This is a genomic window from Pseudomonas sp. RV120224-01b (assembly GCF_003208145.1).
Classification (GTDB): Bacteria; Pseudomonadota; Gammaproteobacteria; order Pseudomonadales; family Pseudomonadaceae; genus Aquipseudomonas; species Aquipseudomonas monteilii.
The window spans coordinates 74,203-96,942 of record NZ_QKMQ01000014.1 but is presented as its reverse complement, the minus strand read 5'-3'; the positions used below and the strand labels follow the sequence as shown (position 1 = coordinate 96,942).

The following is a 22,740-nucleotide window of genomic DNA, read 5'->3' as shown; positions in this document are numbered from 1 at the left end:
CCTGTGGGAGCGGGCTTGCCCGCGAATGGGCCCTAACGCGGCCCCAAACAAGAACAAATTGCTGGAGCCGGGCCATGTCCGAACTGCGTCAAGAATGCTTGTGGGAATTCGTCAGCAAACCGACCGTAGCCGCCCAGGCCCTGGCCGGTGAGCACAAGGCCGATGTTTGCGTGATCGGTGGCGGCATTACCGGCCTGTCGGCGGCCATCCACCTGCTCGAACAGGGCAAGTCGGTGATCCTGCTGGAGGCCTGGAAGATCGGCCACGGCGGCTCCGGGCGCAACGTGGGCCTGGTCAACGCCGGCACCTGGATCCGCCCTGACGACGTCGAGGCCACCCTCGGCCAGAAGCAGGGCAGCCGCCTGAACAAGGTGCTGGGCGAAGCCCCAGGCGAAGTGTTCGCCATGATCGAGCGCCTGGGCATCGACTGCCAGGCCCAGCACAAAGGCACGCTGCACATGGCGCACAACGCCACCGGCATCGCCGACCTTGAGGCCCGCCACGAACAATGGCGCCGCCGTGGTGCCGACGTTGAGCTGCTGACCGGCGCCCAGTGCCAGGAATACTGCGGCACCGACAAAATTTCCGCCGCGCTGCTCGACCGTCGCGCCGGCACCATCAACCCCATGGGTTACACCCAGGGCCTGGCGGCTGCCGTGGCGCGTCTGGGCGGCAAGCTGTTCCAGCAGTCTTCGGTCGAAGGCCTGGAGCGTGACGGCGATGCCTGGCGGGTGAAGACCGCACGTGGCTCGGTGCGCGCCGACAAGGTGGTGATTTCCACCGGTGCCTACACCGAAGGCGACTGGAGCAACCTGCAGAAGCAGTTCTTCCGTGGGTACTACTACCAGGTGGCGTCCAAGCCGTTGCAGGGCGCAGCAGCCGACAAGGTGCTGCCGCATGGTCAAGGCTCGTGGGACACCCGCACTGTGCTCAGCAGCATCCGCCGCGACGACCAGGGCCGTCTGCTGCTCGGCAGCCTGGGCCGGGTCGACAACAAGCCGTCGTGGTTCGTCCGCAGTTGGGCAGACCGGATCCAGAGCCACTACTACCCGGAGCTGGGCAAGGTCGAGTGGGAAATGCACTGGACGGGCTGCATCGACTTCACCCCCGATCACCTGATGCGCCTGTTTGAGCCGGCGCCGGGGCTGGTGGCGGTGACCGGGTACAACGGGCGTGGTAACACCACCGGCACCGTGATTGGCCGGGCGTTTGCCGAGTTCCTGCTGAAGGGGGAGGCGGATAGCCTGCCGATTCCGTTCTCGCCGATGACCGGCGTGAGTGCGCCTGCGCTGCGCACCGCGTTCTATGAGTCCGGGTTCTCGCTGTACCACGCGGGGCAATGCTTGAGAGTTGTGTTGTAAGTTCAGGCCTCTTCGCGGGCGAGCCCGCGAAGAGGCCGGCACAGGCTTACTTGTGCAACCAGCTGAGGAAGCCACCTTTCTTGATCAACGCCGGCTTCTGCAGCAACAACGACTCCCGGCTCTGGCGCCGGAATCGCTGCAACTTGCTCAATGCCGTCTGCACCTCGCCACGCTGCTGCAAGCAGCTCTTCACCTGTTCCTTGTCGATCCGGTACAGCACGCAGCTGGTCAGCGTGCGGAACTCGGCCAGCGAATCCTCTTCATCGATGATGCCCTCGATCCCCAGCACCTCACCCGGCCCCATGCGCCCGGCTTCGACCAACTTGTCGCCATCGCGCACCGATGCCGAGATGACCCCGCTGCCAATCACCAACAGGTGATCGGAATGCTCGCCAACGCCCAGGATCACCTGATCCGCCAGGTACTCCACCGCCGTCATGCGCTGGCTCAGCGCATCACGCTCTTCATCGCTTAGCGAGCGGAACACCCTCACCTCGTCCAGTACCTCGCGCTGGCGGCTGCGCGGCGGCAGGGCCAGGTCCACGTTCCACATCACGCCGCTGGCCTCTAGGTGGCGGTGCGCAAGGTCGAACAGCTGGTTGCGTGCGTCGCCCTTGGCGCCTGCGTCGGCTACGAAACCGCTGGCCTCGTACTCCACGGATTCCAGTGTCGAGGCCTTCACCGTCACCTTCGGCTTTGGGGTATCAAGAATGGCACTGACGCCCTGCAGGGCCTTTTCCAGTGCATCGAACACCCGCTTGGGCCGCACCTTGGCCGGCACCACCACGCTGATCGATACCCCATGCACATCGGCCGGGCGGCTGTGATTGAGCAGCCGGGCCTTGGCCGCCACCGAGTTGGGGATCACCGCCAGGCTGCCGGTGCCGGTCAGCAGGCGCGTGGCGCGCCAGTCGATGTCCAGCACCTTGCCTTCGGTGCCGTCGATAGAGATCGAGTCGCCAATCTGGTAGGGCCGCGTGGTGTTCAGCACGATGCCGCTGAATACGTCGGCCAGGGTGCTCTGCAGCGCCAGGCCGATGACGATGGCCATCACGCCGGAGGTGGCCAACAGGCCTTTCACCGGCAGTTGCATCACATAGCCTGCGGCAGCCACCACCGCGGCCAGAAAGATCAACGCCCCCAGCACATCCTGCAACAACCGCCCGCCATGGCTGCCACGGGCGACCAGCAGCAGGCCGAACACCACCGTGACCGTGCGTGCGCCAAACAGCCACCAGCCAATGGCCAATACCGTGGCCATGAGGTTGCGCGAGACATCGTCGGGCCAGGGTGGTGGTTGCAGCGGGCTCATGCCGGCGGCCACCAGCACCGAGCTGAACAGCAGGAATATCACCAAGCGCGTGCCGATGCGCCAGGCGCGGCGCTGGATGGGGATGAGTTGCCAGAGCACGAGATCCAGCAGGAGCAGGGCAGTACCGAGCAACAACGGGGACGACTGGATGAACGCCAGCATGGTGGTCTCAGGGTGGGGGAAGGGCTGTGGGTAGTAATAGAGCAGGTAGCCCAGCAAATCCACTGCCAATTTGTCGTTCCTTAAATAGAACGCTAAAGCCAAAATCAGCTATCTACCGCTCCAAAGGTGATGGTTTTAATCTTCTCCCATCAACGCGAAACACCCCACTTACTGAACATCAAAACCCTTAGGAGCAACGACCATGACCAACTTCAAATACAACCGCCTGAACAAAGACGACGCCGCTGTCCTGCTGGTCGACCACCAGGCTGGCCTGCTGTCCCTGGTCCGCGACATCGAGCCGGACGCGTTCAAGAACAACGTGCTGGCCCTGGCCGACCTGGCCAAGTTCTTCAACCTGCCGACCATCCTCACCACCAGCTTCGAACAAGGCCCCAACGGCCCGCTGGTTCCCGAGCTGAAAGCCCTGTTCCCGGACGCCCCGTACATCGCCCGCCCAGGCCAGATCAACGCCTGGGACAACGAAGACTTCGTCAAGGCCGTGAAGGCCACCGGCAAGAAGCAACTGATCATCGCCGGCGTGGTGACTGAAGTGTGCGTAGCCTTCCCGGCCCTGTCGGCCCTGGAAGAAGAGTTCGACGTGTTCGTGGTTACCGATGCCTCCGGCACCTTCAACGCCATGACCCGTGACGCCGCCCACGACCGCATGAGCCAGGCCGGTGCCCAGCTGATGACCTGGTTCGGCGTGGCCTGTGAGCTGCACCGCGACTGGCGCAACGACATCGAAGGCCTGGCCGCGCTGTGCTCCAACCACATCCCGGACTACCGCAACCTGATGACCAGCTACAACGCCTTCAACGCCGGCAAGTAAGCCAAACCGCCCCGGGCACCGCCAGTCGGTGCCCGCCAAGGGCAGCACACCCATCCAATCCTCCGCCCGTTCACCGTTGCACAGTGGATGCGGGCAAGCTCATCCCAAGGAACGCCGATGAACACCGCACTCCAAGACAACCGCAACGTGGTGACCCTGGTTATCCAGCACAAGGTCCGCGCCGCCTCACTGGCAGATTACGAAGCGTGGCTCAAGCGCACGGTCAGCACCGCGCGCCGCCAGCCGGGGCACCTGGACGTCAACGTCATCCGTCCCGATGACGGTGGGTTGCACTTCACTACCGTGGTGCGCTTTGCCGATGCCAGCCTGCTGCAGGCCTGGGTCAATTCGGGTGAGCGCCAGGCGTTGGTCAATGAAGTACTGCCACTGCTCGAAGGTGGTGACCACACCCAGGTGCACGACGATCCAGAGTTCTGGTTCACCCCGCCGAGCACTACGGCGGCGCAACCGCCGCGCTGGAAGCAGGCGCTGCTGACCTACCTGGTGATCTGCCCGATGACCATGGTCATTCCGCAACTGCTGGCGCCGCTGTTCGCACGCTTCCCGCAGCTGGGCGGCCCGATTACCGGCAACCTCATCGTCAACCTGTTCGTCATCCTGCCCGTGGTGTTCTACATCATGCCTTGGGTAACCCGCCGCTGCGCCAACTGGCTGCGCGGCTGAGCCACGCCTTCACCTCGACACTTTCAAGGAGATACCGTTATGAGCACCTTCGTTACCCGCGATGGCACTTCGATCTATTTCAAGGACTGGGGCAGCGGCAAGCCCGTGCTGTTCAGCCACGGCTGGCCGCTGGATGCCGACATGTGGGATTCGCAGATGGAGTTCCTGGCCAGTCGCGGCTACCGCGCCATCGCCTTCGACCGCCGTGGCTTCGGCCGTTCGAGCCAGCCGTGGAACGGTTACGACTACGACACCTTTGCCGATGACATTGCCCAGCTGATCGAACACCTCGACCTGCGCGACGTCACCCTGGTGGGCTTCTCGATGGGTGGCGGTGATGTCAGCCGCTACATCGCCCGCCACGGCAGCGAGCGGTTGGCCGGGCTGGTGTTGCTGGGGGCTGTGACGCCAGTATTCGGCAAGCGCGACGACAACCCTGAGGGTGTCGACCTGTCGGTGTTCGAGGGTATCCGTGCCGGCCTGCGTGCCGACCGTGCCCAGTTCATCGCCGACTTTGCCACGCCGTTCTATGGCCTGAACCATGGTCAGCAGGTGTCCCAGGGCGTGCAAACGCAAACCCTGAACATCGCGCTGATGGCCTCGATCAAGGGCACCCTGGATTGCGTGACGGCGTTCTCCGAAACCGACTTCCGCCCGGACATGGCCAAGGTCGATGTGCCGACGCTGGTGATTCATGGTGACGACGACCAGATCGTGCCGTTCGAAACCACCGGCAAGCAGGCGGCAGAGCTGATTCGCGGGGCTGAGCTGAAGGTGTATGCCGGTGCGCCGCACGGGTTTGCGGTGACCCATGCACAGCAGCTGAATGAGGATTTGCTGGCGTTCCTCCAGCGCTAACTGTGGGAGGCATTCGCGGGCTTGCCCGCTCCCACAGGGAAATCACAGGCCTCAGATGCTGTGCAGTGCCTGTGGGAGCGGGCGAGCCCGCGAAGAGGCCAGCCCTGGCAGCACAGATGTTGATCAGGGCTAACCTTCTACAGCTCACCGCACATCCATCCAAGCCCTGACCCAGCGTCAACCGGCATGCTCCGCAGTTGCGCCTGCCGCTGCCGAACCCAGAGACGGAGAACACCATGTCCCAGGACCGCAACGACAAGACCCGTCGCCAGTTCCTCGCCACCAGCACCGTGCTCGGTGCCGCCGGCGCGCTCTGGTCCGCATTGCCTTTCACCGGCCAAGCCGGTTCCGCTCACGCATCCACCCAAGGAGGTTCCATGACCGCCGACCTGATTCTGTTCAACGGCAAACTGCACACCGTTGACCGCGAAAAGCCTACTGCGACCGCCGTCGCCATCAAGGATGGCCGCTTCATCGCCGTGGGTAACGACGCCGAGGCCATGGCCCACAAGGGCGCCACCACGCAAATTGTCGACCTCAAGCAGCGCACGGTCATCCCCGGCCTGAACGACTCGCACCTGCACCTGATCCGTGGTGGCCTGAACTACAACCTGGAACTGCGCTGGGAAGGCGTGCCGTCGGTGGCTGATGCCCTGCGCATGCTCAAGGACCAGGCTGCGCGCACGCCAACCCCGCAGTGGGTGCGTGTGGTGGGTGGCTGGAACGAATTCCAGTTCGCCGAAAAACGCATGCCCACCCTGGAAGAAATCAACCAGGCAGCACCCGATACCCCGGTGTTCCTGCTGCACCTCTACGACCGCGCCTTGCTCAACCGCGCAGCGCTCAAGGCAGTCGGCTACGACAAGAGCACCCCGAACCCGCCGGGTGGCGAGATCCAGCGTGACAAGTTCGGCAACCCGACCGGCATGCTCATCGCCCGCCCCAACGCGATGATCCTCTACGCCACCCTGGCCAAAGGGCCGAAGCTGCCGCTGGAATACCAGGTCAACTCCACCCGCCAGTTCATGCGTGAACTCAACCGCCTGGGCCTGACCAGCGCCATCGACGCTGGCGGCGGCTACCAGAATTTCCCCGACGACTACTCGGTGATCCAGGAGCTGGCCGACAACAACCAGCTGACCGTGCGCATCGCCTACAACCTGTTCACCCAGAAGCCCAAAGAAGAGCTGGACGACTTCAAGAAGTGGACCTCCAGCGTCAAGCTGCACAGCGGTACCGATTTCCTGCGCCATAACGGCGCCGGCGAAATGCTGGTGTTCTCCGCCGCCGACTTCGAGGACTTCCTCGAACCGCGCCCGGACCTGCCGCAAACCATGGAAGAAGAACTGGAACCGGTGGTGCGCCACCTGGTGGAGCAGCGCTGGCCGTTCCGCCTGCACGCCACCTACAACGAATCGATCACGCGCATGCTCGACGTGTTCGAGAAGGTCAACCGCGACATCCCGTTCAACGGCCTGCCGTGGTTCTTCGACCACGCCGAAACCATCACCCCACAGAACATCGAGCGCGTGCGTGCCCTGGGCGGTGGTATCGCCATTCAGGACCGCATGGCCTTCCAGGGTGAATACTTCGTCGACCGTTACGGCGCCAAGGCGGCAGAACAGACCCCGCCGATCAAACGCATGCTCGACATGGGCGTGCCGGTAGGTGCCGGTACCGACGCCACCCGCGTGTCCAGCTACAACCCATGGACATCGCTGTACTGGCTGGTCAGCGGCAAGACTGTTGGCGGCATGGAGCTTTACCCGGAAGGCCTGAGCCGCGACACCGCGCTGCAACTGTTCACCCAGGGCAGCGCCTGGTTCTCCAGCGAGCAGGGCAAGAAAGGCCAGATCAAAGTGGGCCAGCTGGCTGACCTGGCGGCGTTGTCGCTGGACTTCTTCAGCGTTGATGAAGAGGCGATCAAGGGCATCGAGTCGGTACTGACCATTGTCGATGGCAAGGTGGTGTACGCTGCCGGCGAATTTGATCGCCTTGGCCCACCGCAGGTGCCAGTGCTGCCAGAGTGGTCGCCAGTAGCCAAGGTGCCAGGGCACTGGCGCGTGGGTACGCCGTCGCTGGCGGCAGCCGTGCATCAGTGCTCGGGGCCGTGCGGGGTACATGCGCACAGTCATGACAAAGCGCGTAAATCGAGTGTGCCGGTCAATGACTTCCAGGGCTTCTGGGGGGCGCTGGGTTGCTCGTGCTTTGCTTTCTAAGCTGAGCTGATGTGAAGAAGGGGCCAGTTTGTGGCCCCTTTTTTATGTTGCCTGTTCTGGCCCTATCGCCGGCAAGCCAGCTCCCACAGGACTGCACAACCCTCAAGGCCTGTGGAGGTCCTGTGGGAGCTGGCTTGCCGGCGATAGGGCCAGGGAGGCTAGCATCAATGGTGAGCCTTGTGCTCAGCCCCCGCCAGCAGATGCCGAATCTTCACTTCAACCCCATCCGTCTGCAGCATCCGCACCCGCGCCTCGATCTTCAGCTCACCCCGGGTCACCCGATGGTGATGCCGCAAATGCTCCAGCCACGACTCTTCGAAGAAAAACTCCAGCCAAAGCGCCGGGTCTGCACTGTCGCGCATCAATCCCCAGGACAGTGCCCCATTGCGCTTGCGCATGGCTTCCAGCTCCCGCGCCGCCAGCTGGAAAGCCTCGGCCTTGGCCGGGGCGATGTGGTACTCCACGGTAACCATCACCGGCCCGCTTTCCTTGTCTTGGTCATCGCTCAGCACCGGCACGGGCCAATGCAGCGATGGCGTCAGCTCTTCGGCCTCTGTTTCCGGCAAGGTCACCTTACAGGTCAGAAGCGTGCCCAGCGCCAGACCACCCGCGGCCAGCAGCAGGCTCAAGGTGATCGACGCATGGCTGGCCAGCGTGCCCCACAGCAATCCGCCACACGCCATGGCACCAAAGAAGATCAGGATGTACACCGACAACGCCCGCGCCCGCACCCAGGCCGGCACCGAGGTTTGCGCCGCCACCTGCAGGTTGGACAGCACCGCGATCCACGCCGCCCCGCTAAGCAGCATCGCCGGCAGCAGCACATAGAAGTTGCGCACCAGCGCCAGCGCCAGCAGGAACAGCGCATACAGCAGGCTGGCGAACAGCACCAGGCGGTCGCGGCTGATGTGTTCGCGCAGGCGTGGCAGCAGGGTGGCGCCGGCCACCGCGCCAATGCCGATGGCCGCCAGCAGCAAGCCGAAGTCGGCAGCAGTGCCGTGCATTTCGCCGCGCACGATCAGCGGCAGCAGCGAGGTGCCGGCGCTGGCGCAGAAGAAGAACGCTACAGCCCGCAACAGCACGGCCTGCAAGGGTTTGGCACTGCGCGCGAAGCGCAGGCCGGTGCGCATGGCGCCCACGAAGCGCTCGGCTGGCAGCAGCGGCTCCTTCACCTCGCGTTTCCACAGGAACAACACCAGGATCACCCCGGCAAACGAAATGGCGTTGAAGGCAAAGGTCAGCCATGGGCCGACCATGCTCACCACCACGCCGGCCAGGGCCGGGCCAATGGCGCGGGACACATTGATGCCCACACTGGAGATGGCCACCGCGTTGGCCAGGTCTTCCTTGCCCACCAGTTCCGGCGTCAGTGCACTCCACGCCGGCATCATCAGTGCCGTGCCGATGCCCAGTGCCAGGGTCAGCACCAGCAGCAAGGTCACGTTCATCAGCCCGAGCAGGGTAAGGGTTGCCAGCACCACGGCCACGGCAGACATCCACAGCTGCACCAGCAACAGGTAGCGGCGCTTGTCGACGATATCCGCCGCCGCGCCCGCTGGCAGGGCCAGGAAGAACATCGGCAGCGAGCCCGCCACCTGGATCAGCGCCACGTGCAGCGGGCTGGCCGACAGCGTGGTCATCAACCAGCCGGCGCCCACCTCGTGCATCCAGGTGCCGATATTGGAGGCGATGGTGGCGATCCACAGCATGCGGAAGGTGGTGTTGCGCAACGGGCTCCAGGCGCCTGAAGGGGATGTGCTCATGTCAGAAGCTGCCTTTGAGTGGGTATTCGATGATCAGGTAGATACGGTCGATGTCATCGCCGGCCTGGGCCTGATTGGCGCGGTGGCTTACATGGGAGAACGACAGGCTCAGGTCCTTGGCGGCGCCCGACTGCACCACGTATTTCAGGTCGATGTCGCGCTCCCAGTGCTTGCCGCCGTCGCCGTACTGGCCAACATAGGCGCCGCTGGCTGGTGCATGGCTGCCGTCGATGCCACGGCCGCTGACGTAGCGGCCCATCAGGCTCAGGCCGGGGACGCCGAGGGTGGCGAAGTTGAGGTCGTAGCGCAGTTGCCACGAACGCTCGCCGGGGCCGTTGAAGTCGGCGTACTTGATCGAGTTGGCCAGGTAGATGGAGTCGCCGCCGACGAAGTCGAACGGGGTGTCGCCCTCGACCTTCTGGTAGGCCAGGCTCAGCGCCTGGGCGCCGAAGCTGTATTTGGCCAGCAGGCTGTAGGCGAGGGTGTCGATTGCCCCGGCGCTGGCACTGCCCGTGTCGCGGGTCTTGTAGAGGTTGCCGTCAATGCGCCAGTTGCCTTCGGCCAGGTTCAGGTTGAGGTAGGCCTGGCGCCAGGTGTCCTCCAGCTGCCCGGCATACAATGCCGCGCCGAACGGCCCGTCGGGTGCGAAGGCGGCACCGGCCAGGCTGATGGCCCGGTTGTGCGTGGTGGCGCCGTAGCCGCTGAAGTCGTCGTGGGTGGAGCTGTTGTCCTGGTTGTTGAAGGCGGTGAAACGCCCGGCTTGCAGACGCCAGTCGGGCAGGTCGGTGTTCTCCACGAACCAGCCGGTGGCGTACTCCGGGTGCAGGCGCTTGTCGCCGGTGTCGAACACCGGTGTTTCCACGTTCATTTCGCCGTAGCGCAACTGGGTGTTGCCCAGGCGCAGCTTGAGTGCGGCGCCGGCGCTGGAGTAGTCGGATTCGGCGCGGCCATCGCTGTCGCGTGGCAGCAGACCGGTACCGGCATGCCCGCGGCCGCCGTCGAGCTTCAGGCCAAGAAAACCGTGGGCGTCGATGCCCACGCCAACCGTGCCTTCAGTGAAGCCCGAGCGGACCTCGCCGATGAAGCCTTGGGCCCATTCCTGGCGGTAGTTCTGGCCGCTGGCGGAGGGCGAGCGGAAGTCGCTGTGCAGGAAGTAGTTGCGGCTGAGCAACGACCAGCCGGGTTCGTCGGCCTGGCTGAGTGCGGGGCAGAGGGCGAGCGTGGCGAGCAGGGCGCGGCCTGGTCCGTGTGTGGCGCGGATCATGGGGAGCTCCGGGGGATGATCCGGGACTGTGGAGCAAGGATAGGCCGGGGGTCTTGTAAGGGTGTGCTGGGATCTGTTTTAGCCTGTACTCAAGCCATATCGCTAATGGCGAATTCTTCAGCCAGATGATCGATCAGCGCCCGCACCGACGGGAGCAACCCCCGCCTCGATGGAAAAATGGCATGCACGATGCCGCAACGCGGATGCCAGTCGGGTATCAACTCCACCAACCGCCCCGCAGCCAGGTCTTCGCGCACCGCCACTCGCGGCAAATGCGCAATCCCCACCCCTGCCACCACGAAATGGCGCAAGGCAAACAGGTCGTCAGTGACCATGCGCGGCGTATGCGGGATGACAATGCTGCGGCTGCTGTCCTCACCCTGGAACAGCTCCCACTGGTACTCACGTTGTGCGCTGCCCCAATGCAGGCTCGGCAGCGTGCCGAGCAGCTGCGGATCGAAGCCCTTGGGCAATTGCTCCAGGTACTGCGGCTGGCCCACCAGGCACTGGGTACTGTTGCTCAGCACCTTCATCACCATGTCGGTGTTCTCCAGCGGTGGAAAGCGCACCCGCAGGGCAATGTCGAAGCCCTCGTGCAGCAGGTCGACGCGGCGGTTGGTACTTTCGATGAACAGCTCCACCTGCGGGTACTTGAGCATGTAGCGGGTCAGCATCGGCCCGACCCAGGAGTTGAGCAGGGTGGTGGGGCAGCTGATACGCACCAGCCCGCGCGGCTCGCTGCGGTTGCGCTCGATGATCTCCGCCGCGCCCTCGGCCTCCACGCGCATGGCCAGGCAGCGGTTGTAATAGGCCTGGCCGATTTCGGTGAGCGAGCAGTGGCGGCTGGTGCGGTGCAGCAGGCGCACGCCCAGGCGGTCCTCAAGGTCGGCGATGCGCCGGCTGAGCTTTGACTTGGGCATGTCCAGCGCTCGGCCTGCCGGGGCGAAACCACCGTGCTCGACTACCTGGGTGAAGTAGTAGAGGGAGTTGAGGTCTTCCAATGATCGTTCTCCAAACGGAACGCTAAGGGCGATTTTCGCAGTCTAGTGCAGCAAAGGTGATGATTTTAATCTGTGCCCATCAACGCGAAACACCCCGAATAGCTGAAAAATTCATAAACCTTAGGAGCACAGACCATGAGCAAATTCACCTACAACCGCCTGAACAAAGACGACGCTGCCGTACTGCTGGTAGACCACCAGGCGGGCCTGCTGTCGCTGGTGCGCGACATCGAGCCGGACAAGTTCAAGAACAACGTGCTGGCCCTGGCTGACCTGGCCAAGTTCTTCAACCTGCCGACCATCCTCACCACCAGCTTCGAGCAAGGCCCCAACGGCCCGCTGGTGCCAGAGCTGAAAGCACTGTTCCCGGATGCGCCGTACATTGCCCGCCCTGGCCAGATCAATGCCTGGGATAACGAAGACTTTGTGAAGGCGGTGAAGGCCACTGGCAAGAAGCAGCTGATCATTGCCGGTGTGGTAACTGAGGTTTGTGTAGCCTTCCCGGCGCTGGCTGCCCTGGAAGAAGAGTTCGATGTGTTTGTGGTGACCGATGCGTCCGGCACCTTCAACGAAATGACCCGCGATGCTGCCCATGACCGCATGAGCCGGGCGGGTGCCCAGCTGATGACCTGGTTTGGCGTGGCCTGTGAGCTGCACCGCGACTGGCGTAACGATATCGAAGGGCTGGCGGCGCTGTGCTCCAACCACATTCCGGATTATCGCAACCTGATGACCAGCTACAACGCGCTGACTGCGGGTAAGTAATTAATCAGTAGCAGTGCGCACACAGGCCGGCTCCCTCTGTAGGGAGCCGGCCTTTTTTGTTGCTGTTTGTTCCAGCCATTGACCTGTATTGGCCGTGTTGTTAGCGTTTCACCCGAGCGCGAAGCCAGTTGTCATTCAGCGACAGTAACTGGATCAGGAACCCCATCGATGGCTGAATCATCAGTGTAGGGTGAGACCTCCACACCCTGGCTTGAGGTGTGCGTGTGAATATCAAGCATCTGATAGGGCCACTGGAAACAGTGGCTCTTTTCTGTGGCTGGTACAGACATCCGTATCAGCACGGCCTCCGTGGAAGCCATGGGCTGTAACCCTTTTTGGGAAGTCTCCTACATGAACGTGCGGACGGCATAACTGCGCCAAATAGGCAGGCCAAGCGCAAACTGAGCACCCGGAAATTCTTCAGGAGTGTCTCAATGTGCCACGCCAATGCTAGCTTGAAAAGTGTAAGGCATGACCTTACACTCAATCACCAATGATCAGAAGTTTCAGGCACAAAGGCCTGAGGCTTCTCCATCAGCAGCGAGACTCGTCTGGAGTGCGTGCAGACCATGTAAATCGCTTGCGGCGTTTACTTGCTTCCCTTGAGGTCGCGCAAACGGCAGCAGACATGAACCGTCCCGGCTACCGCCTTCATCCTCTGCATGGAAAGCTGGATAGCTTTTGGGCAGTGAATGTCTCGGGTAACTGGCGCTTGGTATTTCGCTTCGTTGGTACCGATGTGGAGCTTGTTGACTATCTGGATTACCACTAGGGGGCTTCAGTCATGCCTATGTTCGATCCTCCCCACCCTGGGGAGTCTTTGCGAGAAGATGTGTTGCCCGCAATTGGCATGAACGTCTCTGAATTAGCTCGCCACCTTGGCTATTCACGTGGGCAGTTATCCACTGTGCTCAACGGGCGCGCCGCCATTTCAGCCGATCTTGCTTATCGACTTGAGCTGGCTGGCCTCGGTCCTGCCCGGCAGTACCTTGCCGAACAGGCAGCTTACGATCTTTGGCAAGCCGCCCACCGTGAGCATCCTCAGATAGAGCGATTGGTTTTCGTCTGACTATTCAATCCGCATCCGAATCAAACAACCGCTCCAACTCCACCCGCGCCTCCTTGGCCGTCTGCATCACCTTGGCCCGGTCATCGCGCACCTGCCCCTGGGCCACCAGCACTTCCTCGTCATGCTGGGTAAACCGCGCAATCCGGTCCGCCGCCTGTTCATCGCTCAAGCCCAACCCTACCAATGCCCGGCGGGTCATCTCCAGGCTGGAGTAGAACGTCTCGCGAATCGGCTCTGCACCCACATCCACCAACTTGTGCACATGCTGGCGGTTACGTGCCCGGGCCAGCACTTTCAGGTGCGGGTACAGGCGCTTCACGCGTTCAGCCGTATGAATGGCAGCTTCCGGGTCATCGATGGTGATGATGAAGTACTCCGCCTCACCCACCTTGGCCGCATGCAGCACTTCGGAGCGCAGCGGGTCGCCGTAGAACACCGGCACCTGTTCGAACATGCGGGTCATCTCGATGGTGTCCACCGAGGTTTCCAGGGCAATGAACGGAACTTTCTGCGCCCGCAGGATGCGCGCAACGATCTGGCCCATGCGGCCCATGCCGACGATCACCACCCGTGGCGTATCAGTCTGGATCTGCTTGTACTGCTCAGGCACTTCTCGCACAGGCTGCGGGCGTTTGAGGGCGCGTGCGCAGCCCAGCATCAGCAGCGGGGTGATGGCCATCGACAGGGTGATGGTCATCAACAACAGGTCGTAAGTCTGGGTGTCGAACAGCCCCTGGTCCTTGCCCAGCTTGAACACCACGAAGGCAAACTCGCCGCCGGCAGCCAGCACCATGCCCAAACGCAGGGCGCTGGCGCTGTTCAGGCCACCGGCCAGGCGGCCGACGCCAATCAGCAGCACCAGCTTCACCGCCACCAGCAGCAGGGTCAAACCCAGCAGCACCAGCGGCATTTCCAGCAACAGACGCAGGTTGGCGCCCATGCCGACGCTGATGAAGAACAGCCCCAGCAGCAGGCCCTTGAACGGTTCGATCTGCGATTCCAGCTCGTGGCGGTATTCCGAGTCGGCCAGCAGCAAGCCGGCGAGGAACGCACCCAAAGCCATCGAAACACCGGCTTCCTCCATCAGCCAGGCAGTGCCGATCACCACCAGCAGCGCGGTGGCGGTGGACACTTCGGGCAGGCCGGTGCGGGCCACGGTGCGGAACACCGGGCGCAGCAGGTAGCGGCCGCCGATGATGACCACGGCGATGCTGGCGAATACCTTCAGACCGTGTTGCAGGCTGTCGCCGTGGCTGGTGTCCGGGCCACTGGCGGCCAGCAACGGAACCAGGGCAATCAGCGGGATGGCGGCGATGTCCTGGAACAGCAGGATGGCGAAGGCCAGGCGGCCGTGCGGGGCGTTCAATTGCTTGCTCTCGGCCAGGCTCTGCAGGCCAAGGGCGGTGGACGACAGCGCCAGGCCCAGGCCGAGCACGATGGCCGCCGGCAGCGTCTGGCTGAAGCCGAACAGGGCGATGGCACCGATCAGCGCGCCGGTCAGCAGCACTTGGGCTGTGCCGACGCCGAACACCGATTTGCGCATCAGCCACAGGCGCTTGGGCGACAGTTCAAGGCCGATGATGAACAGCAGCAGCACCACACCCAGTTCGGAAATATGCGCCACGCTTTCGGTGTCGCGGATCAGGCCCAGTGCCTGCGGGCCAATGATAACGCCTGCGAGCAGGTAGCCGAGTACGGCGCCTAGCTGCAGGCGCTTGGCCAGGGGGACGGCGAGGACTGCGGCGAGCAGGAAGATCACCGCGGTTTGCAGAAGGCTGCCTTCGTGTGGCATTGGCTCGTACTCCATGAGCTGCCGGGGCAGCGTTTGAACAGTTTGGCCGACAATTCTGGGGAATGAGGGAGTGGTAGACAATCTGCTTTCAGGGAGAAAGATTGTCCTGGAAAAAATGACAGTTGCTGCAAGCTGCGATCAATTGTGGGAGCGGCCTTGTGTCGCGAAAGGGCTGCGCAGCAGTCCCGGGATTTTGAGGTGGGGCAGAAATTTCTGGGGCTGCTTTGCAGCCCTTTCGCGACACAAGGCCGCTCCCACAGGGCCCGCGCTTATACGCCACCAAACTGCGCCCGATACTGCGCCGGCGTCATCCCGATGCGCTCACAGAACACCTTGCGCATATGCCGGTCACTGCCAAATCCGCACTGCGCCGCCACCACCTTCAATGGCAGGTCGCTGCCTTCGAGCAGTTTGCGCGCCCGGTCGATCCGCGCATTCTGCAGGTACTGCAACGGCGTCACCCCCACCTCGCGCTGGAACGTGCGGGCGAAGTTGCGGCTGCTCATGGCCACCAGGTCGGCCATCTTCTGCACGGTAAACGTCTGCTCGATATGGTCGACGATGTGCGCCTGTACCCGGGCAATCGGCGAATCATCACGCGGCACCGCCGCCAGCAACGGCCCGTACGGGGTCTGCCCGCCTTGGCGATGACGGGCGACCAGCAGCACCTTGGCCACTTCCAGGGCCAGCGCCTTGCCGTGGTCCTCGGCCACCACCGCCAGCGCCAGGTCGATACCCGCAGTGATCCCGCCTGACGTAATCAGGCAGCGGTCGATCACGTAAATCTGCTCGGTCTCGACCTTGGCCTGAGGAAACGCCCGCGCCAGGCGCTCCACGTAATTCCAGTGGGTGGTGCAGCGGTAGCCGTCCAGCAGCCCCGCCCGGCCCAGCAGGAACACTCCGGTACAAATGGCACCAAAGCGCTTGGCGCTGCGCACCGCCCCTGGCAACCAGCGCTCCAGCGCTGGCACGGCAATGTCATACGCGCCAGGGCCGCCGGGCACCAGCAACAGGTCGACGGCGTCCGGCAAGTCTTCCAGGCGCAGGTCGGCCACCACTTTCAGCCCACAGGAGCCGCGCACCGCTGCTTGCCCTTCGGCCAGGGTGAGCAGCCGGTATTGCCGCTCTGCCGGCAAAAAACGGTTGGCGATGGCGAACGCATCCATGGGCCCGGTCACATCCAGCAAGAGCACATCGTTGAACAGCACCATGGCCACGGTGCGGTGAGCGTTTACCTGCATGCTTCTTCGCTCGATAGCTGAATACAACGTGCATCTTACGGTATACCGCTGCGCACAATTAAGAACAATTCAGGTTTGGCTCAGGACTTTGTCATGTGCCGGGGGCGAGACTTTCTGCATTCAACAGGAGAGTCGCCATGCACCCCGGCACGCCCCAAGAGCCGCTGCAAACCCCCGGCGCACTGACGCCCGCGCGGTTACGCCAGGCCAAGGAACTGATGCTGCGCAGCTCGCTGTCGATCATCGAGATCGCCAGCGTGTGCAACCTCACCCGCAGCCACTTCTCCCGCGCCTTCAAGGTCAACACCGGCCTTTCGCCCCAGGCCTGGCGCCTGCTGGCACGCATGGAAAAGGCCAAGCGCCTGCTCGCCACCGAAGCACCGATAACCCATGTGAGCCTGGAATGCGGCTTTTGCGACCAGGCCCATTTCACCCGCGCCTTCAGCCGCCTGGTTGGCCAGCCGCCCAAGGCCTGGCGGCAGGCGCAGGCCATTTCTTAAGCCGTATCTATCCACCGGTATAGCCCCTTGCGGACAGTACCGGCCCGTATTCCCAACCCAAGGAGTCACCCCATGAGCCAACCCGATTACAAGCGCTTGAACAAAGACGACGCCGTGGTCCTGCTGGTAGACCACCAGACCGGCCTGATCTCGCTGGTGCAGGACTTCTCGCCCAACGAGTTCAAGAACAACGTGCTGGCCCTGGGTGACCTGGCCAAGTTCTTCGGCCTGCCGACCATCCTCACCACCAGCTTCGAGCAAGGCCCGAACGGCCCGCTGGTGCCCGAGCTGAAAGAGATGTTCCCGGATGCGCCGTACATTGCCCGCCCCGGCCAGATCAACGCCTGGGACAACGAAGACTTCGTCAAGGCGATCAAGGCCACTGGCCGCAAGCAGCTGATCATCGCCGGCGTGGTAACCGATGTATGCGTGGCGTTCCCGACCCTGTCGGCGCTGGCTGAAGGTTTTGAAGTGTTTGTGGTGACCGATGCTTCGGGGACCTTCAACGAGACCGTGCAGCAGGCAGCGTGGGTACGCATGACCCAGGCGGGCGCGCAGATGATGAACTGGTTCTCGGTGGCGTGTGAGCTGCACCGTGACTGGCGCAACGATATCGAAGGGCTGGGTAACCTGCTGTCGCAGCGTATTCCTAACTACCGAAATCTGATGAACAGCTATGCAGCGTTGACTTCGCGTTGATGTAAACCTGTACCGGCCTCTTCGCGGGTTTACCCGCGAAGAGGCCGGTACAGGCTACAAAGGATTCACAGGCAGGGTGAAGCGAATCCGACACCCACCCAACTCCGACACCAAGGCCTGCAACTGCCCACCATGGGCCTGCACCACCGAACTGCAAATGGCCAACCCCATCCCCATCCCGCTGCGCTTGGTGGTGTAGAACGCCCCGAACACCTGCTCCCGCTCCTCAGGTGCAATCCCCGGCCCATTGTCGTCCACGCAAATCTCCACCGCATCCCCGACGACCGCCGAAGCAATACGCAGCACCCCGTCACCGCGATACCCCGCCAGCGCCTCCAGCCCGTTGTTGATCAGGTTGTACACCAATTGCTGCAACTGCACCGGGTCGGCCATCACACTCACCCCTGCCTGCAAGCGTGTCTGCACGTCCACCGTGCCCTTGGCGGCATCGGCCGAGGTCAGGCGCACGACCTCACGGATCAGCTCATCCAGCTTCACGGCCTTGAGCTGCACCGGCGATTGTTTGGCCAGCGAACGCAGTGCGCGCACGATGTTGGCTGCACGCTCGCTGTCGTTGCGGATGTCCTCCAGGCCGGCAATCGCTTCTTCCAGGTCGGGCTTGGCGCGCTTGAGCCAGCGCAGGCTGGCGGCGGCGTTGGAGGCAATCCCCAGCAACGGCTGGCTGATCTCGTGGGCGATGGACGCCGACAGCTCGTTCATCACCTGCAGGTGCGCACTGCGGGCCAGCTCTGCACGAGAGCGGCGCAGCTCGGCCTCCATCTGCGCGCGGCTCTGGTTGTCTTCGGCCAGGCGGGTATAGAACTTGGCAGTTTGCAGCGACACCGCCGCCTGCGACGCGAGGATTTCCAGCATGGCCAGGCGCTGGCTGCCAAACAGGTTGGGCACCAGGCGGTTTTCCAGGTACACCAGGCCGATCAGCACGCCCTGGATCACCAGCGGCAGGCACAGCACCGAACGGGCGTTGCGTGCCTGCAGCTCGTGGCGGAAGGCTTCGGGGCAATCGCTTTGGGCATCGTTGAGCACCAGTGGCTTGCGGGTGCGCATGGTGGCGTTGATGACTGAAAGCGGTGCCTGGGTCATGAACTTCTGGCAGTTGTCCATGCTCACGTGCAGCCCGGCATCGTCGATGTAGGCGAGGGCAGCCATCTGGAATTCGGCACCGCTAACGATCAGCAGTGCGCCATGGTCGGCACCTGAATGCTGGGTCAGGTGGCCCATCAGGGTTTCGATCAGGCCTTCGAGCAGTACTTCCTCGGACAACGCGCGCGCCGCTTCTATGCCCGCTTCCAGGTCCAGCTTGGCCTGGTGGTCGGTGTGGCAGGCTTCCTGGATCGGCTGGGTGCGCAAGAAGGGGTGCAGTGCCTCCAGCTGATGCACCTTGCCGGTCGCCCCCCAGATATGGAAACAGTCGCGGGCAACGCGCAGGTGCAGGTTGGCACCGGAAATCAGGCCGCTGGGGATACACACCTCGGCCAGCTGTTCATGGGCCAGGGCCTGTTCTTGGATGAAACCGGCAGCGGCGGCGGCGATCTGCGCCTGGTCGAAGCAGCGGATGGCGCTCAGGCCGTCGCCTTCGAGCTTGGCGATCACGCCTTCGATCAGCAACAGCTTGTTGCGGAAGGTGGCCGGGTTGAAACCGGCCCAGCGGCCGAAGCGCTCGCGCAGGGCCTGCAGCTCGCGCAGCTTGTCGGCAATGCTGCCAGCGGCCTCGGGGCTGCCCAGGGCCAGGCCGCGAAACAGGTGAAAGTCGGCCAGGTTGATGTGCGCCGGTACTGCCCAGGTGTTGTCTGCGGCCAGTGCCAGGTTGCGCATGGCCTGCGGGATATTGCCCAGGTAGAAGTCGCACATGCCGGCGAACAGGTACTGGAAGAACCGCGTCGTGGGCGATTTCGAGGCTGTGGCCGAGGCTGGGCAGGGCGTGCCGCTCAAGCGGGTGACGAACGCTTGCTGGGCTAGCAGGATCTGCTCGACGTCGCGGTAACCGTAGCGACGTACGGTGGTCAGGCCTTGCGCTAATTCCTCGACCACGTCTGGCAGGTAACGGCCCATGAACAGCGAGTCGGAAACCAGGTGGTTGCAGGCGTAGCAGCTCATCGCCAAGTCGCCGCTCAGGCGCCCTGAATCGACCGCATCCAGCGCGGTACGGCGGGCGAACTCCATGGGCGAGGTCCAGGCGCTGACCTGGTCCAGGGCCAGCAGCGCGCTGGTCAGGTCCGCGTCGAAGCCGTGCCGTTCAATCAGCTTGAGTGCGGCCAGGCAGCAGGCGTGGCCATCATGGTAAGCGCCGAAACGCTCGGCAATCATCACCCCGTACCAGGCCATGCCATAAGTGCTGCCCGGGGCAGCACCGTGCAGCAGCGACAGCTCCATGAGCTTGGCCAGGTGCAGAAAGCAGATGTCGTCCTTGACGAAAAACGATGACGACAGGGTGGCCAGCAGGCTGATGGCAACCGTCACTTCTTCCGAATCGGTGCGCTGCAGCGACTCCAGACAGTGCCGCCCTTTCTGTTCGATCAAGGCCTGCACATGGGCATGACTCGCCTCGACCTGTTGCCAGTCGATGCCCCGTACCGGGCTTATACCCAGGAAGTCCAGGCCGGATATGGCGCTGTCGATGGCCGCCTGATAGTCGCCGCGCAAGGTATGCAGCAGTGCCTGCAGGCGGCACACCCGCGCCTGGTCCAGCGTCGAACGTGCGCGCTGGCGGCATTCGGTGATCCGGGCTTCGGCTGCGATCATTCGCGACAGTTGCATGTCGCACTCCGTCGCCATGCAGGCGATGGCAAAGCCATGTGTGGCGCGGCTTTCCAGCGTGGCGCCGTGCTGCAGAAGCTGCTCGGCGGTGTGCAGGTAGCCTGCGCTCTGCTCGAAAGCGCCACCGTCGCGTGCGCGCGTTGCTGCTTCGCGCAAAAGCTGCAGGAACGCTTCGCAGCCATCTGCTGCAAACCCGCATGGGCTGGCGCGTTGCAGCTGGCTGGCGAGCTCGAACAGTGCATCGTGCCGGTGGTGTGGCCAGGCCTGTCGCATGGCCAGGGCAATACGTGCATGCAGTTGGGTACGTTCGCGTATGGGCGTGAGCGCGTACGCGGCTTCCATCACTCGCTCATGGGCAAAGCCCAGGCCGTTCTGGCCCTGTTGCAGGAAACCCGCGCCAATCAAGGCTTTCAACGGTTCGCCAGGCGCCTGGGCAAGGACCTGCTGAAGCAAGCGCTCATCGCAGCGGCTGCCCGCCGCGCTGGCCACCCGCAGCAGGTCGCGCTGCGACATCGGCAGGCGGGCCAGGCGGTGGATCATCAGGTCGGCGACATTGTCGGAATAGCGGTGGCGGGCCACGGCCTGCAGGCACCATGACCAGCGCATGGCCTGGGTGTCGAAGGTGAACAGCTGGTCCTCGACCATGGCCCGGAGGATCTGATTGATGAAGAACGGGTTGCCCGCCGTCTTGTCGTGCACCAGCACGGCCACCGGCAATGCGTCCTCGGGGCCGATGTGGTAGCGCTCGCCGATCAGCTCGGACACCGCGTCCACAGCCAGAGGCCGCAGGTTCAGCGTGGTGCTGCGTACCGTTGCGGGTAGGCTAAGGGGGGCACTGCTGGCTGGCGCATCATTGCGCCGGGCGACGATCAACAGCAGGTTGCCGGGTGCGTGAGCCAGCAGTTGCGTCAACAGTTGCTGGCTGGCGTCGTCGGCCCACTGCAGGTCATCGAAGAACAGCACCAGCGGCTGACCGGGGCGGCTGAACACCTGCAAGAACTCGACGATCGCCCGTAGCTCCTTCTGCAGTGCCAGGCGCGTGGGCTTGGCCGGCAACTCGGGCAAGGGGCCAAGGATCAGTTGCAGGTCTGGTGCCAGCTTGCCGAGCAGCCGGCCATGGCCTTTGATGCGGCGCAGGATCTCGCGGCGCAGGCTGTCGAGGGCCTGGCTGTTCTTGGCCAGCAACTGGGTGGTCAGTGCTCCGAGAATGTCGACCCAGGGTGCGTAGGGCACGGTTTGGGCAACGCCGTTGCACTTGCCGATGGCCCAGTAACCCTGGGCGTTGGCTTTGAGTGCTGCCTCGACCAGAGTCGACTTGCCCATGCCGGTGGCGCCGTTGATGAGCAGGGCTTGCGGCTTGCTGTCGCGGCGTAGGGCCTTGAGCAGCAGGGCGATGGCCTTCTGTTCGGCGCAGCGGCCATACAGGCGTTCGCGGCCAGGCGTGACGGGGTCGGCGCAGCCTGGCTCGAAGCCCTGAATGGTCTTGCTGGCGGCCCATTGCCGCTGGCAGTGGGCCAGGTCTACCGCCAGGGCGCGCGCACTCTGATAGCGGGCGTCGGGCTCCTTGGCCAGCGCCTTGGCCAGCACCCGGCTGAGCGGCTGTGGCACGTTGCTGTCCACTTCGCAGGCCGCCCTCGGCTGCACGCCGGCATGCAGCTGGCGCCAGTGCTGAGTGTCGCGCCCCGCCAGCGGCAGTTCACCCAGCAGCAACTGGTACAGGATCGCACCCAGGGCATAGATGTCACTGCGCTGATCGCTGCTGCTGCCGTGCGGGCAGACCTGTTCCGGTGCCAGGTACGACCAGTTGCCGAGCGGGGCGCCTTGTTCGCCAATCAGTTCCGCCAGGTCGGCGCGAAAACAGCCTAGGCGCACTCGCTGGTTGGCGTACAGGCACACGTACTCGGGCTGTAGCGCGCCATGCAGCACATTGCGTGCGTGAGCCTGTGCCAAGGCATTGGCCGCATTTACCGCGATGTCGAGAAATGGCGTCAGGGCTGCGGGGCCTTCGGCGATCAGGTCGGCGATTGAGTGGCCAGCCGGGTACACCAGCAGCGGGCCTTCGGCCGAACGCACGAACGCAGACGGGATCACTGCCCACTGCGGGTCCAGTTGCAGGCGGTAGTCTCTTTCCAGGCGCTGACAGGCGGCCGAGGCCTCGAGCGGCGCGCGTACGGCGATCCAGGCCTGATGGGTGGCCGGGTCGCGCAGGCGAAAGTAGCTAAGCTCGCCTTCCTGGCCCAGCGCGCTGATGTCGCACCGGTTCAGCCAGCCCTCGTCGACCGACTGGTCGTATTCGATGGGCCTGTGGGCAAGGCGTTCATCGAGCATAAAGCACCCCCTGCTAGCGACATCCTGAGGCGCGAGTATACGCAGCGGGCCCAGTAAGGATGCAGCTTGTAGCCTGCCTGGCAGGAACGGGCACGCTGTTGTCCGTTATCGCACC

The 22,740-nt window shown here is 63.7% G+C and carries 17 protein-coding genes; 10 read left to right on the top strand and 7 right to left on the bottom strand.

The features are described from left to right. The first annotated feature begins 74 nt into the window (after window positions 1-74). Window positions 75-1,361: an FAD-binding oxidoreductase gene (locus N436_RS20410; RefSeq protein ID WP_110741816.1), complete on the top strand. Its 1,287-nt coding sequence runs from the start codon at window positions 75-77 to the stop codon at window positions 1,359-1,361. Between the two features lie 46 nt (window positions 1,362-1,407). Here the strand turns inward: N436_RS20410 and N436_RS20405 are convergent, their stop codons facing one another. Beyond that, window positions 1,408-2,835, bottom strand: coding sequence for a mechanosensitive ion channel family protein (locus N436_RS20405; RefSeq protein ID WP_105947260.1), 1,428 nt, complete (start codon window positions 2,833-2,835; stop codon window positions 1,408-1,410). Window positions 2,836-3,037: 202 nt separating this feature from the next. On the opposite strand from N436_RS20405, the gene ycaC (N436_RS20400) reads away from it, so the two are divergent. The 4 genes from ycaC (N436_RS20400) (at window position 3,038) to N436_RS20385 (ending at window position 7,428) form a co-directional block, all read left to right on the top strand. Further along, complete coding sequence (ycaC, locus tag N436_RS20400; RefSeq protein WP_019096461.1) at window positions 3,038-3,667, top strand: isochorismate family cysteine hydrolase YcaC; 630 nt, start codon at window positions 3,038-3,040, stop codon at window positions 3,665-3,667. 117 nt (window positions 3,668-3,784) lie between these two features. Next, on the top strand, window positions 3,785-4,351 hold the full coding sequence (locus N436_RS20395) for an antibiotic biosynthesis monooxygenase (protein WP_105947180.1): 567 nt from the start codon (window positions 3,785-3,787) through the stop codon (window positions 4,349-4,351). A gap of 39 nt (window positions 4,352-4,390) precedes the next feature. Then, window positions 4,391-5,209, top strand: coding sequence for an alpha/beta fold hydrolase (locus N436_RS20390; RefSeq protein ID WP_110741815.1), 819 nt, complete (start codon window positions 4,391-4,393; stop codon window positions 5,207-5,209). Window positions 5,210-5,586: 377 nt separating this feature from the next. Then, window positions 5,587-7,428 carry an amidohydrolase gene (locus N436_RS20385; RefSeq protein WP_177410287.1) on the top strand — a complete coding sequence of 614 codons (1,842 nt, stop codon included), beginning with the start codon at window positions 5,587-5,589 and terminating at the stop codon, window positions 7,426-7,428. A 164-nt stretch (window positions 7,429-7,592) separates the two neighbouring features. Here the strand turns inward: N436_RS20385 and N436_RS20380 are convergent, their stop codons facing one another. The 3 genes from N436_RS20380 to N436_RS20370 all read right to left on the bottom strand — a co-directional run bounded on the left by N436_RS20380 (window position 7,593) and on the right by N436_RS20370 (window position 11,456). Continuing rightward, complete coding sequence (locus N436_RS20380) at window positions 7,593-9,191, bottom strand: MFS transporter (RefSeq protein WP_110741814.1); 1,599 nt, start codon at window positions 9,189-9,191, stop codon at window positions 7,593-7,595. 1 nt (window position 9,192) lies between these two features. Beyond that, window positions 9,193-10,455 carry an OprD family porin gene (locus tag N436_RS20375; RefSeq protein ID WP_110741813.1) on the bottom strand — a complete coding sequence of 421 codons (1,263 nt, stop codon included), beginning with the start codon at window positions 10,453-10,455 and terminating at the stop codon, window positions 9,193-9,195. Window positions 10,456-10,544: 89 nt separating this feature from the next. Further along, window positions 10,545-11,456 carry a LysR substrate-binding domain-containing protein gene (locus N436_RS20370; protein WP_105947185.1) on the bottom strand — a complete coding sequence of 304 codons (912 nt, stop codon included), beginning with the start codon at window positions 11,454-11,456 and terminating at the stop codon, window positions 10,545-10,547. Window positions 11,457-11,591: 135 nt separating this feature from the next. Here N436_RS20370 and ycaC (N436_RS20365) point away from each other — a divergent pair, with 135 nt between their 5' ends. The 3 genes from ycaC (N436_RS20365) (at window position 11,592) to N436_RS20355 (ending at window position 13,290) form a co-directional block, all read left to right on the top strand. After that, window positions 11,592-12,221: an isochorismate family cysteine hydrolase YcaC gene (gene ycaC / locus N436_RS20365; protein WP_019096456.1), complete on the top strand. Its 630-nt coding sequence runs from the start codon at window positions 11,592-11,594 to the stop codon at window positions 12,219-12,221. Window positions 12,222-12,714: 493 nt separating this feature from the next. Beyond that, the gene (locus tag N436_RS20360) at window positions 12,715-12,993 is read left to right on the top strand and encodes a type II toxin-antitoxin system RelE/ParE family toxin (RefSeq protein ID WP_105947186.1); all 279 of its coding nucleotides are present in this window, start codon (window positions 12,715-12,717) and stop codon (window positions 12,991-12,993) included. A 12-nt stretch (window positions 12,994-13,005) separates the two neighbouring features. Continuing rightward, window positions 13,006-13,290, top strand: a complete 285-nt coding sequence (locus tag N436_RS20355) for a HigA family addiction module antitoxin (protein WP_105947187.1) — start codon at window positions 13,006-13,008, stop codon at window positions 13,288-13,290. A gap of 4 nt (window positions 13,291-13,294) precedes the next feature. Here the strand turns inward: N436_RS20355 and N436_RS20350 are convergent, their stop codons facing one another. Then, a complete protein-coding gene (locus tag N436_RS20350) occupies window positions 13,295-15,082 on the bottom strand; it encodes a monovalent cation:proton antiporter-2 (CPA2) family protein (protein WP_105947188.1) in 1,788 nt (595 codons plus the stop codon). 269 nt (window positions 15,083-15,351) lie between these two features. Beyond that, window positions 15,352-16,323: a GlxA family transcriptional regulator gene (locus N436_RS20345; protein ID WP_110741812.1), complete on the bottom strand. Its 972-nt coding sequence runs from the start codon at window positions 16,321-16,323 to the stop codon at window positions 15,352-15,354. Window positions 16,324-16,460: 137 nt separating this feature from the next. On the opposite strand from N436_RS20345, the gene N436_RS20340 reads away from it, so the two are divergent. Together N436_RS20340 and ycaC (N436_RS20335) are read left to right on the top strand one after the other, a co-directional pair. Further along, window positions 16,461-16,823: an AraC family transcriptional regulator gene (locus N436_RS20340; protein ID WP_105947190.1), complete on the top strand. Its 363-nt coding sequence runs from the start codon at window positions 16,461-16,463 to the stop codon at window positions 16,821-16,823. Between the two features lie 72 nt (window positions 16,824-16,895). After that, window positions 16,896-17,522 carry an isochorismate family cysteine hydrolase YcaC gene (ycaC, locus tag N436_RS20335; protein ID WP_060498171.1) on the top strand — a complete coding sequence of 209 codons (627 nt, stop codon included), beginning with the start codon at window positions 16,896-16,898 and terminating at the stop codon, window positions 17,520-17,522. 54 nt (window positions 17,523-17,576) lie between these two features. On the opposite strand, the gene N436_RS20330 is transcribed toward ycaC (N436_RS20335), so the two are convergent. After that, entirely contained in the window at window positions 17,577-22,625 is a 5,049-nt protein-coding gene (locus tag N436_RS20330; protein WP_110741811.1) for an ATP-binding sensor histidine kinase, read from the bottom strand. Window positions 22,626-22,740 lie beyond the last annotated feature (115 nt).

Bases quoted from the DNA above. Each gene is read 5' to 3' on its own strand.
- N436_RS20340 (WP_105947190.1), top strand. From the start codon at position 16,461: ATGCACCCCGGCACGCCCCAAGAGCCGCTGCAAACCCCCGGCGCACTG.
- N436_RS20360 (WP_105947186.1), top strand. From the start codon at position 12,715: ATGATCAGAAGTTTCAGGCACAAAGGCCTGAGGCTTCTCCATCAGCAG.
- N436_RS20395 (WP_105947180.1), top strand. From the start codon at position 3,785: ATGAACACCGCACTCCAAGACAACCGCAACGTGGTGACCCTGGTTATC.
- N436_RS20355 (WP_105947187.1), top strand. From the start codon at position 13,006: ATGCCTATGTTCGATCCTCCCCACCCTGGGGAGTCTTTGCGAGAAGAT.
- N436_RS20390 (WP_110741815.1), top strand. From the start codon at position 4,391: ATGAGCACCTTCGTTACCCGCGATGGCACTTCGATCTATTTCAAGGAC.
- ycaC (WP_019096456.1), top strand. From the start codon at position 11,592: ATGAGCAAATTCACCTACAACCGCCTGAACAAAGACGACGCTGCCGTA.
- N436_RS20380 (WP_110741814.1), bottom strand. From the start codon at position 9,191: ATGAGCACATCCCCTTCAGGCGCCTGGAGCCCGTTGCGCAACACCACC.
- N436_RS20350 (WP_105947188.1), bottom strand. From the start codon at position 15,082: ATGCCACACGAAGGCAGCCTTCTGCAAACCGCGGTGATCTTCCTGCTC.
- N436_RS20375 (WP_110741813.1), bottom strand. From the start codon at position 10,455: ATGATCCGCGCCACACACGGACCAGGCCGCGCCCTGCTCGCCACGCTC.
- ycaC (WP_019096461.1), top strand. From the start codon at position 3,038: ATGACCAACTTCAAATACAACCGCCTGAACAAAGACGACGCCGCTGTC.
- N436_RS20330 (WP_110741811.1), bottom strand. From the start codon at position 22,625: ATGCTCGATGAACGCCTTGCCCACAGGCCCATCGAATACGACCAGTCG.
- N436_RS20345 (WP_110741812.1), bottom strand. From the start codon at position 16,323: ATGCAGGTAAACGCTCACCGCACCGTGGCCATGGTGCTGTTCAACGAT.
- ycaC (WP_060498171.1), top strand. From the start codon at position 16,896: ATGAGCCAACCCGATTACAAGCGCTTGAACAAAGACGACGCCGTGGTC.
- N436_RS20385 (WP_177410287.1), top strand. From the start codon at position 5,587: ATGACCGCCGACCTGATTCTGTTCAACGGCAAACTGCACACCGTTGAC.
- N436_RS20405 (WP_105947260.1), bottom strand. From the start codon at position 2,835: ATGCTGGCGTTCATCCAGTCGTCCCCGTTGTTGCTCGGTACTGCCCTG.
- N436_RS20410 (WP_110741816.1), top strand. From the start codon at position 75: ATGTCCGAACTGCGTCAAGAATGCTTGTGGGAATTCGTCAGCAAACCG.